Annotated in this window: 12 protein-coding genes; 9 read left to right on the top strand and 3 right to left on the bottom strand. The window is 39.8% G+C overall.

The window, feature by feature from the left end; translation table 11 throughout:
* Positions 1 to 57 precede the first annotated feature (57 nt).
* The 4 genes from MHH58_RS08805 (at position 58) to MHH58_RS08790 (ending at position 5,798) form a co-directional block, all read left to right on the top strand.
* The gene (locus MHH58_RS08805; RefSeq protein WP_341345687.1) at positions 58 to 636 is read left to right on the top strand and encodes a hypothetical protein; all 579 of its coding nucleotides are present in this window, start codon (positions 58 to 60) and stop codon (positions 634 to 636) included.
* Positions 637 to 709: 73 nt separating this feature from the next.
* A complete protein-coding gene (gene fumC, locus MHH58_RS08800) occupies positions 710 to 2,098 on the top strand; it encodes a class II fumarate hydratase (protein ID WP_341345686.1) in 1,389 nt (462 codons plus the stop codon).
* 10 nt (positions 2,099 to 2,108) lie between these two features.
* On the top strand, positions 2,109 to 3,635 hold the full coding sequence (locus MHH58_RS08795) for a Ppx/GppA family phosphatase (RefSeq protein ID WP_341345685.1): 1,527 nt from the start codon (positions 2,109 to 2,111) through the stop codon (positions 3,633 to 3,635).
* Positions 3,636 to 3,674: 39 nt separating this feature from the next.
* Positions 3,675 to 5,798: an RNA degradosome polyphosphate kinase gene (locus MHH58_RS08790; protein WP_341345684.1), complete on the top strand. Its 2,124-nt coding sequence runs from the start codon at positions 3,675 to 3,677 to the stop codon at positions 5,796 to 5,798.
* 748 nt (positions 5,799 to 6,546) lie between these two features.
* On the opposite strand, the gene MHH58_RS08785 is transcribed toward MHH58_RS08790, so the two are convergent.
* From MHH58_RS08785 to MHH58_RS08775, 3 genes are read right to left on the bottom strand one after another with little or no spacing between them, the layout of a single operon-like run.
* Positions 6,547 to 7,362, bottom strand: a complete 816-nt coding sequence (locus MHH58_RS08785; RefSeq protein ID WP_341345683.1) for an RluA family pseudouridine synthase — start codon at positions 7,360 to 7,362, stop codon at positions 6,547 to 6,549.
* Position 7,363: 1 nt separating this feature from the next.
* The gene (locus tag MHH58_RS08780; RefSeq protein ID WP_341345682.1) at positions 7,364 to 7,867 is read right to left on the bottom strand and encodes a thioredoxin family protein; all 504 of its coding nucleotides are present in this window, start codon (positions 7,865 to 7,867) and stop codon (positions 7,364 to 7,366) included.
* 19 nt (positions 7,868 to 7,886) lie between these two features.
* Positions 7,887 to 8,294 carry a disulfide oxidoreductase gene (locus MHH58_RS08775; protein WP_135099016.1) on the bottom strand — a complete coding sequence of 136 codons (408 nt, stop codon included), beginning with the start codon at positions 8,292 to 8,294 and terminating at the stop codon, positions 7,887 to 7,889.
* Positions 8,295 to 8,397: 103 nt separating this feature from the next.
* Between MHH58_RS08775 and MHH58_RS08770 the strand changes: the two genes are divergently transcribed.
* The 5 genes from MHH58_RS08770 (at position 8,398) to MHH58_RS08750 (ending at position 13,517) form a co-directional block, all read left to right on the top strand.
* Positions 8,398 to 9,516: a GAF domain-containing sensor histidine kinase gene (locus MHH58_RS08770; RefSeq protein ID WP_341345681.1), complete on the top strand. Its 1,119-nt coding sequence runs from the start codon at positions 8,398 to 8,400 to the stop codon at positions 9,514 to 9,516.
* Positions 9,517 to 10,149, top strand: coding sequence for a response regulator transcription factor (locus tag MHH58_RS08765; protein WP_115883943.1), 633 nt, complete (start codon positions 9,517 to 9,519; stop codon positions 10,147 to 10,149). It begins immediately after the preceding gene.
* 157 nt (positions 10,150 to 10,306) lie between these two features.
* On the top strand, positions 10,307 to 11,629 hold the full coding sequence (locus tag MHH58_RS08760; protein WP_135099012.1) for a dicarboxylate/amino acid:cation symporter: 1,323 nt from the start codon (positions 10,307 to 10,309) through the stop codon (positions 11,627 to 11,629).
* A 224-nt stretch (positions 11,630 to 11,853) separates the two neighbouring features.
* The gene (xdrA, locus tag MHH58_RS08755) at positions 11,854 to 12,300 is read left to right on the top strand and encodes an XRE family transcriptional regulator XdrA (RefSeq protein WP_341345680.1); all 447 of its coding nucleotides are present in this window, start codon (positions 11,854 to 11,856) and stop codon (positions 12,298 to 12,300) included.
* Between the two features lie 86 nt (positions 12,301 to 12,386).
* Positions 12,387 to 13,517, top strand: coding sequence for a DUF445 domain-containing protein (locus tag MHH58_RS08750; RefSeq protein ID WP_341345679.1), 1,131 nt, complete (start codon positions 12,387 to 12,389; stop codon positions 13,515 to 13,517).
* Positions 13,518 to 13,555 lie beyond the last annotated feature (38 nt).

Genomic DNA, 13,555 nt, shown 5'->3' with positions numbered 1-13,555 from the left:
AGATAAATATAATATAAGATTAAATTACAAGGTGACGATTATTGGAGGATAAAAATTATGGCAATGAATTTTAAAATATTTGAAACGAAAGAACTTGCGGACATTTTTGCTGCGGATTTGTTGCGTAAGCAGATTCACAACAATCCGGAAAGCATTTTAGCGCTGGATGTTAATGAAGATTTATCACAAGTGTATGAAAAATTTGTCGGTGAAGTGAAAAACCATCCTGCAGACTTATCTGAAATTCAGCTGTATTCAGTAGGCAGAGGCGGTCTGGGTATTTTTAAAAACCTTGATATTCCTTCATCACAACTAAATGAAGGCGGAACAGCCGATGATCTTGATGACAAAGGCAAGAAGAAAGTGAATGTCGCACTTCTCAATTTAAATTCAAATAAAAAAGTCGGCTTTAACAATGACAATGATGAATTATTTAAAGCAAAAGAGCTCTTTATCTATGCAACAAAAGGAGATAAGGAGGAGGTTGTCAGAAGTCTTTACGATGCCAATCTCGAAGGGAGCAGCACGCTCAGCAATATTAAAAACCATCGCATGGTGACTGTCGTAATCGACAAAGATGCGGCAGGCAGATTAGACCATGACATAGTAGAATATTACTCTTATAAGTTTGCATAGTTTTTTCTTAATGAATCCTTTCGCAATATAGTATAGACTAGTAATGAATACTATATTTCGGGGGGATTTTTGTATGTCATTTAGAATTGAACACGATACGATTGGTGAAATTAAGGTGCCTGCGGATAAGTACTGGGCAGCGCAAACAGAAAGAAGCCGTCAGAACTTTCCTGTAGGTAAAGAAAAAATGCCGATTGAAGTTATCGTAGCATTTGCTCACTTAAAGAAAGCGACTGCGATTGTAAACAGTGATTTAGGGAAGCTTTCTCCTGTGAAAAAAGATGCGATTGTATTTGCATGTGAAAAAATAATTAAACGCGAACTGGATGATCATTTCCCGCTTGTTGTCTGGCAGACGGGGAGCGGAACTCAAAGTAATATGAACGTTAACGAAGTAGTCAGCTATGTTGCGAACGAGTATCTTAAAGACCAGGGCAGTGATGAAATTGTTCATCCGAACGACGATGTCAACAAATCACAAAGCTCTAATGATACATATCCTACTGCGATGTATGTGGCACTGAGCCAGGCAGTTGAACATCAGCTTCTGCCTGCACTTGAAAAACTGCATGGTACTTTTGAAGAAAAACAGAAACAATTTAAGGATATTATTAAGATTGGCCGTACGCATCTTCAGGATGCAACACCGCTTACCTTAGGGCAGGAAATCAGCGGCTGGTCATATATGTTGGAAAAATCAAAAGAAATAATTAACCAGTCTAAAAAACAGCTCAGCAACCTTGCAATTGGGGGAACTGCTGTTGGTACAGGGATTAATGCTCACCCTGAATTCGGGAACAGAGTTGCCGACCAGCTTGCAGAACAAACGGGACTGCCGTTTATCTCATCACCTAATAAATTCCATGCATTGACGTCTTACGATGAGGTAGTATATGTGCACGGTTCATTAAAAGCACTCGCTGCAGATCTGATGAAGATCGCAAACGACGTGAGATGGCTGGCTTCAGGCCCGCGTGCGGGACTTGCAGAAATTGAAATTCCGGCAAATGAACCGGGCTCATCAATTATGCCGGGGAAAGTAAATCCGACTCAGTCTGAAATGCTGACTATGGTTGTAGCTCAAGTATTTGGGAACGATACTGCTGTAGGGTTTGGAGCTTCACAGGGTAACTTCGAACTCAACGTGTTCAAGCCGGTTATTTTATATAATACGCTGCAGTCTATTTACCTGCTGGCTGACGGAATGAGCAGCTTTAATGATAACTGTGCTGCTGGAATTGAACCGATTCAGGAAAACATTGATAAGTATTTAAATAACTCTCTAATGCTTGTAACAGCATTAAACCCTCATATCGGTTATGAAAATGCTGCTAAAATTGCTAAAAACGCACATGCCAAAGGAATCACTTTAAAAGAGTCTGCGCTTGATTCAGGATTGCTGACAGAAGAACAGTATGATAAATGGATTAAACCGGAAGACATGATTCACTCTAAAGAGTAGGAGTTTTTCGATGAACAAAATAAGCTTAATAGATATCGGATCCAACACGATTCGACTTGTACTTTTTGAATACACTAAGACACACGGCTTAAAAGAAATTAGAAACATTAAAACACCTGCACGTTTAGCTCAGTATATTGATGAAGATGGCTACATGGCAGAAGAAGGGATTGCAGCTTTATTAAAAATCCTGAACAGTTTTAAACAAATTTCGGAAAAATATCATATAACTAAGATTTTCCCGGTGGCCACAGCAGCCATCAGACAATCTAAAAACCGCGAGGATATTATCGGGCGCATTAAATCAGAACTTGATTTGGATGCGGTCATTATCAGCGGCGAAGAGGAAGCAACGCTTGGATTTGAAGCGGCTGTCCACACAATCAGTTATTACGATGCCGTGACAATCGATATCGGTGGGGGAAGTACAGAGCTTACTTTTTACGAGGATAAAGAAATCATCTATCGTACGAGTTTATCGTTTGGGGTTGTTACGCTCAGTAAAATGTTTTTTGAAGGTAAAAAACATAATGACAAAGCGGCGATTAAACAGACTAAGCAATTTGTGGAAACTGAGCTGAAAAAAGTGAACTGGCTGCGTGACCGCCGTGTGCCGATTTTGGCAATCGGCGGAAGTGCGCGTAACATAGCGCGTATTCATCAGTCGATGATCAGTTATCCGATAGCTGGTGTTCACGGCTATACTATGGTGCGCAATGATTTACAGGATGTATATAAGCTGTTGAAAAATACGGACACTGAAAACCTGGATGATATCGACGGCCTGAGTAAAGACCGCGCTGATATTATTCTGCCGAGTATCATTGTTTTCAGAACACTGCTTAATATTGTAGATGCCAAGGAATTCAAGTTCAGCCGCAAGGGGCTGCGCGAAGGTATGGCTATGCGCATTTTCAGTAAGGAATATCCTGTTGCTTTTAATAAGTACAGAGTATTTGAAGATTCGATAGAACAGCTGGCCAATGACTTTAATTTGGATCCGACTGATACAGATAAAAGAACAGAAATTGTTGACCGTCTTTACCATGAACTTGAGCGCCTGAATATTTTATCGCTGTCGCGTACAAATAAAATGATTATGAAACATGCTGCTGGGATATATTATTTAGGTGACTTTATCGACCGGGATGCATCGAGTCAGCATACCTACTATTTAATTTCCAACAGCAATATTAACGGCATCGGACATCGTGACCGCGTCAGACTTGCGCTGATAGCCAGTTATAAAAATAAAACACTGCTTGACTTTTATGCGAAGGAAACCGGCTGGTTTAATGATGAAGAACTGGATGAAATTCAGGCACTCGGTTCGCTCGTTAAATTTGCGAATGCCCTGAACATTTCCAATACGGAAATTGTCGAGAATTTACAATTATCGAAATCCGGAGATGCCTTCATATTGAACATTCAGTACAATGGAGACCCGATCGCAGAAGAATATCATGCAGTCCGTCAGAAAAAGCATATTCAAAAAATTCTCGGCGGAGATTTGTGGATAGAATTTACAGAATCTTAATATTTACACGCTATAATTATGAGAGCAGGAGGATTATAAATGGCTTATAAATTAAACGATAAATCTTATTACAATAACCGCGAACTAAGCTGGTTGCGATTTAATTACAGAGTATTAGCAGAAGCAGGCGACACGCGTAATCCTCTTCTCGAACGATTGAAATTTATAGCGATAACGAGCTCTAATCTGGATGAGTTTTTTATGGTTAGGGTAGCTGGTTTAAAAGACCAGGTTAAGATGAATTATGCCGAGCCTGATACTAAGACTGGTATGACTCCGGAAGAACAGCTGTCCGGAATCGGTGAGCTGAACCGTGAAAACTGCCGTATTCAATACGAAATGTATCACGAACTGATGGAGGAACTGGAAAAGCTGAATGTGTTCCTAAAAAGACCGCATCAGCTTCACCAGTCATTGCAGGATAAACTGGAAAAACTGTTTGATGAAGAAATATTACCGGCTTTAACACCGCTTGGAATCGATGCATATCGTCCGTTTCCTAAGCTGATGAACAAAAAAATTAACTTATTCGTAGACTTATCGAATGAACTGGGCAAACAGACTGCGATTGTGCAGCTGCCGACAGTGATAAAAAGATTTTATGAATTATCACACGAAGGCAAGACCTATTTTGTTCTGGCGGAAGATATTATTGAAGAATATGTGTATAAACTTTTTAACGGTTATCAGATTGACAGAACATTCCCGTTCAGAATTACAAGAAATGCCGACTTAACGATACATGAAGAAGGCGCTGCCGATTTATTAATCGAAATCGAGCGTTTCTTAAAAGAACGTACTAAAGGTGCCGCGGTTCGTCTTGAAATCGACCGGAGCCGTGACATTACCATTAACGGATCTTTCCTCGAGGAGCAGCTTTCACTGCATCCTGAAGATGTTTATCGTTTTGACGGACCTTTGGATTTAACGTTTCTGTTCGAAATGACGGATAAATTAAAGTACAGATTTCCAAAGCTTTTATTTAAACCGTTTTTCCCGCAGCAACCGAAATTTTTGGGAAACCGTAATGTGTATGAAGCAGCGCTGAAAGAAGATATATTCTTTCACCATCCCTACGAATCTTTCCAGCCGATTATTGAATTTGTGCAGCAGGCAGCAACAGATAAAAACGTCTTGGCGATTAAACAGACCCTTTACCGGGTATCCAGTGATTCGCCGATTATCGAATCATTAAAATTGGCGGCTGAAAACGGCAAACAGGTTACAGTGCTTGTTGAACTGAAAGCGCGATTTGATGAAGAAAATAATGTGCACTGGGCCAAAGAACTGGAAGACGCCGGCTGTCATGTTATATACGGCATGAACTACCTGAAAACGCACAGTAAAATTACATTGGTTGTGAAGAAGGTCAATAAAAAAATTGTTAAGTTTGTTCATCTGGGAACGGGAAACTATAACGATTCCACAGCCAAACTTTATACCGATATGGGAATTATTACGACAGATCCGCGTATCGGAGATGATGCTGTAAACTTCTTTAACTATTTAAGCGGTTATTCGCTTAAACCGGAATACAAGGAACTGCATGTCGCGCCATTTGAAATCAGGGATATGTTTGCTGAACGCATTGACCTTGAAATTGAAAGTCATAAAAAATACGGCAACGGTTATATTTTTGCGAAGATGAACTCTTTAACGGATAAGAGAATAATCGATAAACTGCTGCAGGCCTCTCAGGAAGGCATAAAAGTGGATCTTGTGATTCGCGGAATATGCTGTATGAAGCCGGGGATTAAAGATGTCAGCGACAACATACGCGTTATTAGCGTTGTCGGCAGATTTTTAGAACACTCGAGAATTTATTACTTTTATCATAACGGTGATAAGAAAATGTTCTTATCGTCAGCAGATATGATGACGAGAAATATGATCAAACGTGTGGAAATTTTATTCCCCATCAACGATCCGAGAATTGTAGAAGAACTGATCGAAGTGAATGAATTATTCTTAAGAGATAACGTGAAAGCACGTGTTCAGCTGCCGGACGGCACATATGAATATGTTAAAAATGATCTGCCGCCTTTGAGTGTTCAGGATGAACTCATGAAACGCGCTGTTGAAAACAGTGAGCAGAAGAAAACTGAATTACTGCAGGAACACAGCAACATACTGGAACGAATTAAAAGCCGGTTCAGGAAATAAGTTGTTTGATTTGCGGATTGTGAATTAGTACAGCACCCATTTTGGATGCTGTTTTTTTGTTTGAGTGTTGATGGTGGGAAATTGTTGATTTGACAACGTTCATGGAGTTGTTTGTAAGTACGCTGTTGATTTGACAACGTTCATGGAGCGGTTTTCTGTATGACTTTGAACAATAAAGTTCAAACAATTGTAAACCTCTCGTCATTGATATGGGAAAGCAAACGTATTTGACTGCCCATGTAATTTTGACATGGTAAACTAAACGGCTTTGACTGCCCATGTAATTTTGACATGGTAAACCAAGCGGCTTTGACTGCCCATGTAATTTTGACATGGTAAACCAAGCGGCTTTGACTGCCCATGTGATTTCGATATGGTAAACCAAGCGGCTTTGACTGCCCATGTAATTTTGATATGGTAAACTAAGCGGTTTTGACTGCCCATGTAATTTTGACATGGTAAACCAAGCAGATTTGATTATCCATGTAATTTCGACATGGTAAACCAAGCAGATTTGAATGCCCATGTAATTTTGACATGGTAAACCAAGCAGATTTGATTATCCATGTAATTTCGACATGGTAAACCAAGCAGATTTGAATGCCCATGCAGTTTCAACATGGTAAACTAACAGCCGTTAAATCCCCATGTCACTCCAACATGGGCAGTAAAAGCGCAAAACCACCCAAATATTCACTAACACAAAAAAGCTGTCTCACCAATTTTTTGATGAGACAGTTTTAAAATATTATACATCCAGCGTTACACTGATTTCTTCGTCTGTAATCGGATGGTTAAATGAAACTTTGTAGCCGTACAGGTGAAGATAGGGTGACGGCGGGCCGCCGTACAGTTTGTCCCCGACAAGCGGGGCGTTTAAGTGTTTCATATGCGCACGGATTTGGTGTGTTCGGCCCGTTTCCAGTTCGATTGTCAGTTCTTCATATTTGTCTGTTACTTTCTTGCTAATAATATGCGTCACAGCGTCTTTGCCTGTTCTCGTGACATGGAAAATATTCGTGTGCGGCTTTTTACCAAGCGGCGCGTTAATTTTCTGTGCAGTAATTTTACTGTTTTTCTTCACGTGCCCCATGTAAATCCGTTTAATTTTATTTTCACTAAGCATATAGTCGAGCATTTTCTTCATATATGCATTTTTTGACATCAGTACAAGTCCTGTTGTATCCACATCCAAACGGTGAACTGGTTCAATATATTCGCTCGCAACTGTATTAATCACGTCGTTTACGAGTGTGTTGTGTTCACCGGGTTCATTCGGATGAACTTTCTGGCCAGGCGGTTTTGATGCGACAAGCAGGTTCTCATCCTCGAAAAGAATAACTGCCTGCTTAGAGCTCTTCTTATAACTGCTCGCTTCACTGAAATCAGGCAGTGTGACTGTATCTCCTGTTTTAAGTTCAGTTTTTACCGGCTGAACTTCACCGTTAATAACGATATCTTTCGACATGCGCAGCCAGTGCATTTCCTTTTTAGGAATATGAAGTGCAATCAGAGCTTCTTCCAGAGTAAATCCATTGAATTTCTCAGGTACGGTAAATTTCATATTATTCTCCCGCAGCTGCTGTCATAAATTCTTCGAAGCCTTCAGCTGATCCCGGATTTCCTTCTAAGCGTTCAACTTCCTGGCCGTCTTCAAAGTAAATAAGTGTCGGTGTAGAGTTAATGTTCCACGTTGCCCACGCGTCTTCATATTCAAGCACGTTAAGCTGTGTCACTTCGCCGTCCACATTATCCAGCGCGTCGGTAAGAAGAGGTGTTGCTTCCTGGCAATGAACACATGTCGGACTCCAGAAGTAAACGAACTCTCCTTCACCTGAATTCACAATTTCTTCAACTTCTGCAGGCGTCTTATTTGCCTGGTAATCTTCGTTATCCAAAAGATCGATTGTCGGACCTGTCAGCTCATCAGGTTCTTTATCAGTGTACGGATAGTATCCTGAGTCACTTAGACTTTCCGGATCCGAGGTCTGATTGTTCATGAAAATGAAAACTCCAATAAATACAACGACGATTAAACCAATAATGCCGTAAAAAATCTTGTTGCCCATAATTAATAGCTCCTATTCTTTAATCTTTTTTAATGAAAAATGATAAAATGAAAATAATGATAAATGCAGTCAGTGCAAGCAGGGGAATGGTAATAAATCCAGCCCAATTTATATATTGTACTGTACAGGATACACCCATACAAGCATTGGCACTCTCGCCGAGGGCCGGAATTTTCTGCAGTGCGTAATGATAGGTGGAAACCAGTATCCCAATACCGCTCATTGCACGGACGTATATTCTTACGTTAGCATCGTTTTTAATAAGGCCGATAAACGACAGCAGTACAAGCGGGTACATTAAAATACGCTGGTACCAGCACATCTCGCACGGTTCATACAATCTGATTTCACTGAAGTATAAAGAGCCCAGCATAGCAATTAATGACACGATAAAAATCATTTGCATGTACAGTTTGTTACTTTTCATATCAGCGCTTGTCCTTTCGTTTTAGTTTTGTAACTTACTTTTATATTATAAGTGTTAACAGCTGTATTAAGTGTAACAAATTTCTTACAATTTATTAAAAGGGATGATAACAGTGAAAAGTAAGTTACAGCTTTTAAAAGATATTGCTGAGTTCTTAAATACGGAAACCCACCGCCAGTCGATGATTGACGGGGCATTGAAAATGCTCATCGACCATTCAAATTTTAAAACCGGCTGGATATTTTTTATTAATGAAGACGGCAGGCATGAACTGAGCGCACATTATCAGCTACCGCCTACTTTGCAGTATAACGGTCATACATACCTGTGCAATGACAAATGCTGGTGCGTCAATAAATTTAATAAAGGAGAATTGTCGAATGCGACGAATATCGTAGCCTGTTCGAGGCTCGAAAAGGCTGCGCGGGAAATGCCTGATGAAAATAATAATATTACACATCACGCTACAGTGCCGCTGATTTCCGGTGTGGAATCTTTCGGTTTATTAAATGTGGCGACACCTTACAGTACTGAGTTTCAAAAGGATGAGCTGGATCTTCTGGAGTCGGTGGCCTTTCAGCTCGGTTCTACACTGAAACGGCTGGATTTAACGACGCGGGAAAAAGAAAATATGATTATCAAAGAACGTCAGCGGCTCGCACGCGAACTTCACGATTCGGTTAACCAGATGCTGTTTTCTATCGGTATTACATCTCATGCGGCGAAAGCTTTAAAGGACAGCGAGCAGAGCAGTCTCGCCTTTGAAAGAATAGAAAATACATCGAAATATGCAATGAAAGAGATGAAGGCGCTGATTTGGCAATTAAAACCAATCGGTCTCGAGAACGGTATAATCGAAGCGGTCAATCATTACGCTAAAATTCTCGATTTGAATATAGAAATTACAGTGAATGGTTTTTATAATATACCGGACGAGACAGAAATTGAATTGTACCGTATCGTTCAAGAGGGACTTAATAATATCAGGAAACACGCGGGGACAAAAAATGCAGAAGTACTGCTGGAATTTACTGATGAAGAGCTGAAGCTTGTAATCAGTGACAAGGGCAGGGGTTTTATTCCGGCAGAAAAAACAGGTGTCAGCCATGGGCTGACAAACATGCATGAACGCGTACATAAAATGGGCGGTTCCTTTGAAATTCAGTCCGGCCAAGGGCTCGGAACTGTGTTAATTACACGTATAAAACTTGGAGGCAATTAAATGTATAATATAATTCTTACTGACGACCATCAGGTTGTAAGAGAAGGCATGAAATTTTTATTATCAACAACATCCGACATTAATGTAGTTGAAGATTTTGACAGCGGCCGGGAGACGCTTGAATATCTGGAAGATAATCATGACAAGATTAATCTCGTGCTAATCGATCTCGTCATGCCTGAAATGGACGGGATTGAGCTGACTGCTTTATTGAAAGAAAAGTATAAACACATTAAGGTGCTGGTTCTTTCAAGCTATACGAGCGAGGAATACATTCGTCCTGTCTTCCGTGCCGGAGCGGACGGTTATATTATTAAGGAGATGGATGTGGAAGAACTGATTCAGTCGATAAAAAACGTTATAGAAGGTGACAGGGTTGTACATCCTGACATTTTAAAAGTTATCGATAAAACAGGCAATCTGCCGCATGAACGGAATATACTGTCGAGAAGAGAGACTGAAGTGCTGAAGGAAATTGTTAAAGGCCAGTCTAACAAGGAAATCAGCGAGGCGCTATTTGTCAGCGAGAAAACTGTTAAAACCCATGTGAGTCATATCTTAAATAAACTGGAAGTGTCAGACCGGACTCAGGCTGTCATTTATGCAATAAAATTCAACATTATTGATTTTTAGTGTAAAATAATAAAAATTATTCATCCTGTGAAAACGCTTAACCATGCGTTTTAGAGCGGTTCATCCATAATCTTTACTTTAATTTTATAGACAAATCTCCATTTAGCAAAGTATACTTGAATACATATTCAGAAATTATTAGCTAAGGGGGATATACATGAAAGTAGGAAATAAACTCACACTCTATATTGTAATCGCTTTAATTGCGGGGATTGCAGTAGGGTCAATATTTAATACAATGGCGGACGCTGCATGGGTCCAATGGATTGATCAGTACATATTTAATGTGCTCGGGCAAATATTCTTAAATCTTATCTTTATGGTAGTTGTACCGGTCGTATTCATTTCGATTGTACTCGGAGTTGTAAGTGTCGGGGATCCGAAAACACTCGGACTTATCGGTATTAAAACAATGGTTTTCTACCTGATAACAACTGCAATTGCAATTTCACTGGCTATTGGAGTTGCATTGATACTTGAGCCTGGTGAGGGACAGGCAGACTTATTGAATACCGAGGAAGTGTCGGAATACCGATCGACAGAACTTGAAGGCGGCGACACACAGCTTGCGATGGAAACAACATTTGATCAGACATTGATTAATATTATTCCTGATAATTTATTTGTTGCACTGGCTGATCAGAACATGCTTCAAATTATTGCTTTTGCAATTTTTATCGGCGTCGGGTTAATTGCCGTCAAAGAGAAAGCAGGCGGAATCATTACATTATTCGAACAAGCTAACGAAGTAATAATGTGGATTGTTCTGGCAATTATGAAATACTTTGCTGCATTCGGTGCATTTGGCCTTGTAGCAACTGCATTTACACAGGCTGGCTTCGGCGCTATTCAGCAGCTCGGAATGTACTTTATCTGTGTGCTGCTGGCATTATTCATACATTTTGCCTTAGTATATGGTTCGGTAGTTCAGTTCCTCGGCAAGAAGAGCTTTGTCTGGTTTATTAAGAACTTTGCACCTGCAATGTCGGTAGCATTCAGTACATCATCTTCAAGTGCTGTGTTGCCTGTATCACTTGAAACTGCGCAGAACAAACTTGGTATCCGCAAAAGTATCTCAAGTTTCGTACAGCCGCTTGGTGCAACTGTGAATATGGACGGTACCGCAATTATGCAGGGTGTTGCGACAGTATTTATCGCTCAGCTGTCAGGTATCGATTTAACAATTGGACAAATGGCGACTGTCGTCATTATTGCGACAATTGCAAGTATCGGAACAGCAGGAGTACCGGGTGTCGGTCTCGTAATGCTCGCGATGGTATTAACTGCAGTAGGACTTGATCCGGCAGCAATTGGTATTATTCTCGGTATCGACAGACTTCTGGATATGACGCGTACGGTAGTTAATATTACTGGTGATGCAACGATTGCGCTTGTTATCGATCATCAGCAGAATGTTAAGGAAGGCAAGTTCATTAAAGGCAAGAGTAAATATGTTGATGGTGAAATCGTCAATAAGTAATTAAAAACAAGGAAGTATGAAGGCAGTGTTGCACTGTTTCTCATACTTCCTTTTATTTATTTAAAGTAGAATGAAAAAATTTGTTCAATAGTGAATAATTAGTGAATTTTTTCATAATCTCTTTAATTTGTAATCATTATCATTTACAATGTATATCAGGTTAAATTGATATACAAGCATGATTGATTAACTTTTAATCGCGGTGCTGTGAAGGGACGATTTTAATGGATAAGCAGGAATTTACAGAGATTCTACAGTCGAAGTTCAAGATAGTTCGAACGGAGGCTGGATACACCCAGGATGCTATGAGCCACACCATTGGATTATCCAAAAAAACGCTGGTACAAATAGAAAAAGAGCGAATATTACCCAACTGGACAACATGTATCTCGCTTTGTGCACTGTTTAGAGATAGTGAAGTACTGACGAATATTTTTGGCGGAGATCCACTGGAACTTACGCAGGTCTTATCAAGAGGCTCAGCAATATACCCAAATTATGAAAAAGAAAATATATATTGGGAAACGCTTGAATCAAATAATGGCTACAAGTTGGAATTCAACAAAACGAATTCAATTTACAGAGTGTTAAATGCAGATAACCAGCCGGTTCATGCATCATATATTGAAAGAGAAATAAGAACTTACTTCGAACGTAAAAGCAATCGATAAATTTCAGCACCCGCGAGGGTGCTTTTTCTTTTATTTCTATAAAAAGTAATATATAGTTATTAAGTTGAATAAGGGGTGAAATAATAATGAATCCAATCATTCAGGTTATGATGATGGCGCTGATTGGTGCGCTGATCGGCGGTCTGACAAATACGATTGCAATTAAAATGCTTTTCAGGCCGTATGAAGCAAAATACCTGTTCGGCAAACGGCTGCCGTTCACACCGGGAGTAATCCCTCTCCGGCGGGATGAGGCCTCGACGAAACTTGGTGAAATTATAACAGGGCATCTGTTAACACCGGAAGTTTTCGAAGAGAAATTAAAAAGTACGGAAACTGATAAATTAATAATGCATTTTATAGACAGGCAGATAGAAACGATAGAAACCGAACGGCTGACTCCGGGTTATTTCCTGGAACGTCTGTCGCCGGGTCTGACAGAAAAAATCGTTACTTCATTTAATGAAGAAATACGTGCAAAAGTCTTTGAAGAAGGACAGAAATTGTACGTCAGAACGATAAATGATATCATGCCCGAAGATGCGCTCCATGCGATTGATAATAAAGTATCTCATCTTGCTTATGATATTAACGATAAACTCGTACAGTATATTTCTTCTGACAAAGGATTTCACGACATTTATACAATGGTTGATGAGTTTACTGAAAACAGAGGCCGTCTTGCCCGCAGTTTAAAATACGTGATGACAAAAGAATCGATGACCGAGCGCGTTCAGACTGAACTGCTGAAACTGATTCAGCAGGAAAAAATGATCAATATCGAAACACGGGTCATAGAAGATGAGTATAATAAACTGAAGCAGAGCGGATTATCTGAACTAGTGACAAGCTCAGACCTCGATAATATCTTAAACAGTATTATAGAAGTAATGCAGCAGAAAATTGATATTAGAAAAATATTAAATACACCGATTACAGACTTCAACAAAGACCTTTTTATCCGTTTTAAAGAAAAAGGCAAATACAAACTGAAGGATAACTTTATCGAGTACTTCGGCAAGAACATGAGTAAGATAATGAATAAACTGCAGCTTGCGGAAGTTATTAAAAAACAGATTGACAGTTTTGAGCTGGCGAAGCTGGAATCTCTCGTCATGGATGTTGCAAATAAAGAATTCAAAATGATTATGCTGCTCGGCTACGTACTCGGGGGAATTGTCGGGATTGCCCAGGGCATATTAGTATTGTTTTTCTAAATAGTAAATTTGTGTTAATGTAACACTATCAAACTAAA

Source organism: Jeotgalicoccus sp. FSL K6-3177 (assembly GCF_038050175.1).
GTDB classification, from domain to species: Bacteria; Bacillota; Bacilli; order Staphylococcales; family Salinicoccaceae; genus Jeotgalicoccus; species Jeotgalicoccus nanhaiensis.
The sequence above is the reverse complement of the archived record's forward strand: the minus strand, read 5'-3'. Positions and strand labels throughout refer to the sequence as shown.

What these genes read in the sequence shown, in the direction of transcription:
- xdrA (WP_341345680.1), top strand. Translation starts at nt 11,854, where the DNA reads ATGGATAAGCAGGAATTTACAGAGATTCTACAGTCGAAGTTCAAGATA.
- MHH58_RS08750 (WP_341345679.1), top strand. Translation starts at nt 12,387, where the DNA reads ATGAATCCAATCATTCAGGTTATGATGATGGCGCTGATTGGTGCGCTG.
- MHH58_RS08805 (WP_341345687.1), top strand. Translation starts at nt 58, where the DNA reads ATGGCAATGAATTTTAAAATATTTGAAACGAAAGAACTTGCGGACATT.
- MHH58_RS08790 (WP_341345684.1), top strand. Translation starts at nt 3,675, where the DNA reads ATGGCTTATAAATTAAACGATAAATCTTATTACAATAACCGCGAACTA.
- MHH58_RS08765 (WP_115883943.1), top strand. Translation starts at nt 9,517, where the DNA reads ATGTATAATATAATTCTTACTGACGACCATCAGGTTGTAAGAGAAGGC.
- MHH58_RS08795 (WP_341345685.1), top strand. Translation starts at nt 2,109, where the DNA reads ATGAACAAAATAAGCTTAATAGATATCGGATCCAACACGATTCGACTT.
- MHH58_RS08770 (WP_341345681.1), top strand. Translation starts at nt 8,398, where the DNA reads ATGATAACAGTGAAAAGTAAGTTACAGCTTTTAAAAGATATTGCTGAG.
- MHH58_RS08775 (WP_135099016.1), bottom strand. Translation starts at nt 8,294, where the DNA reads ATGAAAAGTAACAAACTGTACATGCAAATGATTTTTATCGTGTCATTA.
- fumC (WP_341345686.1), top strand. Translation starts at nt 710, where the DNA reads ATGTCATTTAGAATTGAACACGATACGATTGGTGAAATTAAGGTGCCT.
- MHH58_RS08785 (WP_341345683.1), bottom strand. Translation starts at nt 7,362, where the DNA reads ATGAAATTTACCGTACCTGAGAAATTCAATGGATTTACTCTGGAAGAA.
- MHH58_RS08780 (WP_341345682.1), bottom strand. Translation starts at nt 7,867, where the DNA reads ATGGGCAACAAGATTTTTTACGGCATTATTGGTTTAATCGTCGTTGTA.
- MHH58_RS08760 (WP_135099012.1), top strand. Translation starts at nt 10,307, where the DNA reads ATGAAAGTAGGAAATAAACTCACACTCTATATTGTAATCGCTTTAATT.